Below are 3,563 nucleotides of genomic sequence, written 5' to 3' on the forward strand. Positions count from 1 at the left end.
GGGCCGCGTCCGGGTCGAGGATGCGGTGGACGGAGGCGGTCCGGCTGAGCGTGTCCCCGGGGTAGGCGAGGGCGTTGCGGATGCCCATGACCTGGAGGTCCTTGGTGTACGGGTTGGTGATCTCGCGGTCGCGCGCCTCGATCTGGCGCTGGAGGTCGGCGAGGTCGATCAGGTTGTCGCCGGTGAGCCGGTTCATGCCGTGCACCAGCTCGGGGAGCGAGGAGGCGACGACGAAGTCCTCCCCGTACTTCTTGAAGCGCTCGATCGGCTCGGGCGTCTGCCAGATGCGGGAGAGCAGCATCAGCAGGTCCTTCTTGGTGAGGTCGGGGTTCTGCTCCGAGCCGGAGAGGGCGAACTCCTTGGCGATGATCTTCTGCGTGGTGACGAACCACGAGTAGTCGTGGCCGCCGGCGGTGATCGACTTCAGGGTGTGCAGGGTGTCGTAGCCGGGGAGGTCGGGGGCGCCGAAGCGCTTGCCGGTGGCGTCGAACCACATCGAGGACGGTCCGGGCAGGATGCGGATGCCGTGGCCGGGCCAGATGGGGTCGTAGTTGCGCAGGCCCTCCGTGTAGTGCCACATCCGGTCGGGGTTGACGATCCGGCCGCCCGCGCGTTCGGTGATGCCGAGCATCCGGCCGTCCACATGGGCCGGGACGCCGGTGATCATGGTCTTGGGCGGGGTGCCGAGACGAGCCGGCCAGTTGCGGCGCACCAGGTCGTGGTCGGCGCCGATGCCGCCGGAGGTCACCACGACGACCGGCGCGCGGAGTTCGAAGGCGCCGACGACCGTGCGGGAGCTGGGCCTGCCGCGGGCGGCGCCGCTCGGCTCCAGGACGGCGCCCCGGACACCGGTCACGGTGCCGCCGCTGGTGATCAGCTCGTCGACCCGGTGGCGGAAGCGGAACGTCACCTTGCCCGCCGCGACCGCCTGCCGGACCTTCTTCTCGAAGGGCTCCACGACGGCGGGGCCGGTGCCCCAGGTGATGTGGAAGCGGGGCACCGAGTTGCCGTGTCCGTCGGCGAGGCCGCCGCCGCGCTCGGCCCAGCCGACGATCGGGAACCACTGCATGCCGAGCCCGGCGAGCCAGGACCGCTTCTCCCCCGCGGCGAAGTCGACGTACGCCTCGGCCCACTTGCGCGCCCAGTGGTCCTGCCCGGCCGGGTCGTCCACGCCGCGGTCGAAGCGCGCGGTGCCGAGCCAGTCCTGCCAGGCGAGGTCCTTGGAGTCCTTGACGCCCATCAGGCGCTGTTCGTGGGAGTCCACGAAGAAGAGGCCGCCGAAGGACCAGAACGCCTGGCCGCCGAGGCTCGCCTCGGGTTCCTGGTCGAGCAGCAGGACCTTGCGTCCGGCGGCGGCGAGTTCCATGGTGGCGACGAGTCCGGCGAGTCCGTGGCCGACGACGATGGCGTCGGCGGACTGCGGCTCCGCGCCGAAGGCGGGGGCGGCCGAGGCGACCGCGGCGGCGGCGAACGCGCCGCCCGCGACGGTCAGGGCGTGGCGGCGGGTGACGCCGGAGGGGGCGGCGGGACCGGTCTGCGATCCGTTGTCCGTGCTGGGGCTCTCCACCAGTGACTGCCTTCCGGGACGGCCGCGGGCACGGCTGGGCACACCCGCGGGAGGGGGGTGGGAGGTGCGGAGGAGACTGCCGGGGCGGCAAGGGTTACCGACGGTAGCCCATGGTGGAAGCGGTCAGCCAGAGGCGTGCAGCGCCTTATTACCGGCGAGTTCGGACCCACCGCGTCCGCGGCGGCTCCGACCGTGCGCGATGTCACTCTGGACAGCTTCGACAACCGCCCGGTAACTTGGACTGAGCAAGCGCTTAGATATATCCGTGACACATCCGTGTGACCACTACGAGGGAGGCGTCCGTGCGCCGTACCGTTTTCAACGAGGACCACGAGGCGTTCCGGGACACGATCCGCGCCTTCATCGAGGCCGAGGTCGTCCCCGTCTACGACGAGTGGTTCGCGGCCGGGCAGGCGCCGCGGGACTTCTACCTCAAGCTCGGCGAGCTGGGCGTCTTCGGCATCAACGTGCCCGAGGAGTTCGGCGGCGCGGGCCCCCCGGCCCCGGTCCGCGCCTGCCGCGCCCAACCCGCCCCCGGCAGGGGCCCGCACGCACCGCCGCGGCGGCATGGGATCATTGCGTGTCACCCGCGGCGCCCGTCGTCGAAGCCATGCGCCGCCGGGGCGCCGGCGCGCGACGGAGCGCACACGCCGTGCCGTGAGAAGAACAGCCCTCCGGCCCGGCCGGGGCGCCCTGCGCAGCAGTCGCACCCGCAGCCCCTGCCACCAGCGAGGAACCGATGGCCCTCCAGTTCACCGCCACCAACCCCGAGCACCCCGCCCTGCTCCTCGAACTCCCCTGGCACGCACCGCTGGAGGAGTGGCCCGAGCAGCACCTGGTGCAGCTGCCGCGCGGCATCTCGCGCCATGTGGTGCGCTACGCCGCGGCGGGCACGGAGATCGTCGCCGTCAAGGAACTCGCCGAACGCCCGGCCGTGCGCGAGTACGAACTGCTCCGTGACCTCCACCGGCTCGGCATACCCGCGGTCGACCCGCTCGCCGTCGTCACCGGCCGCACCGGGCCCGGCGGCGAGCCCCTGGAGCCCGTGCTCATCACCCGCCACCTCGGCGGCTCCCTGCCCTACCGCTCCATGTTCGAGACCACCATGCGCCCCGCCACCGTCCACCGGCTGATGGACGCCCTGGCCGTGCTGCTCGTCCGCCTGCACCTGGTCGGGTTCGCCTGGGGCGACTGCTCCCTGTCCAACACCCTCTTCCGCCGGGACGCCGGGGCCTACGCCGCCTATCTCGTCGACGCCGAGACCGGCGAGACGCACGCGCGGCTCAGCACCGGCCAGCGCGAGTACGACATCGAACTGGCCCGGGTCAACATCAGCGGCGAGATGCTCGACCTGGAGGCCGCCGGCGCGCTCCACCCGTCGGTCGACCCCATCGCGTTCGGCACCGAGATCTGCCGTCGGTACGAGGAGCTGTGGCGCGAGCTGACCCGCACCTCCGTCTATCCGGCGGGCAAGTACCACTACATCGAGCGCCGGGTGCGCCGGCTCAACGACCTCGGCTTCGACGTGGCGGAGATGCAGATCGCCACCTCGCCCGAGGGCGACACGGTCACCTTCGTCCCCAAGGTCGTCGACGCCGGCCACCACCAGCGCCAGCTGCTGCGCCTCACCGGCCTCGACACGGAGGAGAACCAGGCCCGCCGGCTGCTGGCGGACCTGGAGAGCTGGATGGCCACCCAGGACGACTACGCCCCCGGTGATCCCCTCGGCGCCCGCCCCGAAGTCCTGGGCCACCGGTGGGTACGCGACGTCTTCCGCCCCACCGTCCGCGCGGTGCCCCTGCGGTGCCGGGGTTCCCTGGACCCGGCCGAGCTCTACCACCAGCTCCTGGAGCACCGCTGGTTCCTCTCCGAGCAGGCCCAGCAGGACATCGGGCTCCAGGCGGCCGTCGACGACTTCGTCACCACCGTCCTCGCGAAGGCCGACGACGGGCGGGAGGCAGCGGAGGAGTAGCCGACGGGGCTCCGGGACCACCGG

General features: G+C 72.3%; 2 protein-coding genes and 1 pseudogene. 2 read left to right on the forward strand and 1 reads right to left on the reverse strand.

The features are described 5' to 3' along the window. Nucleotides 1-1,366: FAD-binding dehydrogenase (locus EAO77_RS22350; RefSeq protein WP_261994107.1), on the reverse strand; the 1,366-nt coding region annotated here is incomplete at its 3' end. Between the two features lie 503 nt (nt 1,367-1,869). Here EAO77_RS22350 and EAO77_RS22355 point away from each other — a divergent pair. Together EAO77_RS22355 and EAO77_RS22360 are read left to right on the forward strand one after the other, a co-directional pair. Further along, nucleotides 1,870-2,061, forward strand: a pseudogene (locus EAO77_RS22355) (acyl-CoA dehydrogenase family protein); the annotation flags it as partial. A 245-nt stretch (nt 2,062-2,306) separates the two neighbouring features. Beyond that, the gene (locus EAO77_RS22360) at nt 2,307-3,539 is read left to right on the forward strand and encodes a DUF4032 domain-containing protein (protein ID WP_147990094.1); all 1,233 of its coding nucleotides are present in this window, start codon (nt 2,307-2,309) and stop codon (nt 3,537-3,539) included. The last annotated feature ends 24 nt before the right edge of the window (nt 3,540-3,563 follow it).

Origin of the sequence: Streptomyces sp. T39 (genome assembly GCF_008042045.1) — a bacterium.
Lineage (GTDB): Bacteria > Actinomycetota > Actinomycetes > Streptomycetales > Streptomycetaceae > Streptomyces.

Coding starts and splice junctions, on each gene's coding strand:
- EAO77_RS22360 (WP_147990094.1), top strand. CDS start 2,307: ATGGCCCTCCAGTTCACCGCCACCAACCCCGAGCACCCCGCCCTGCTC.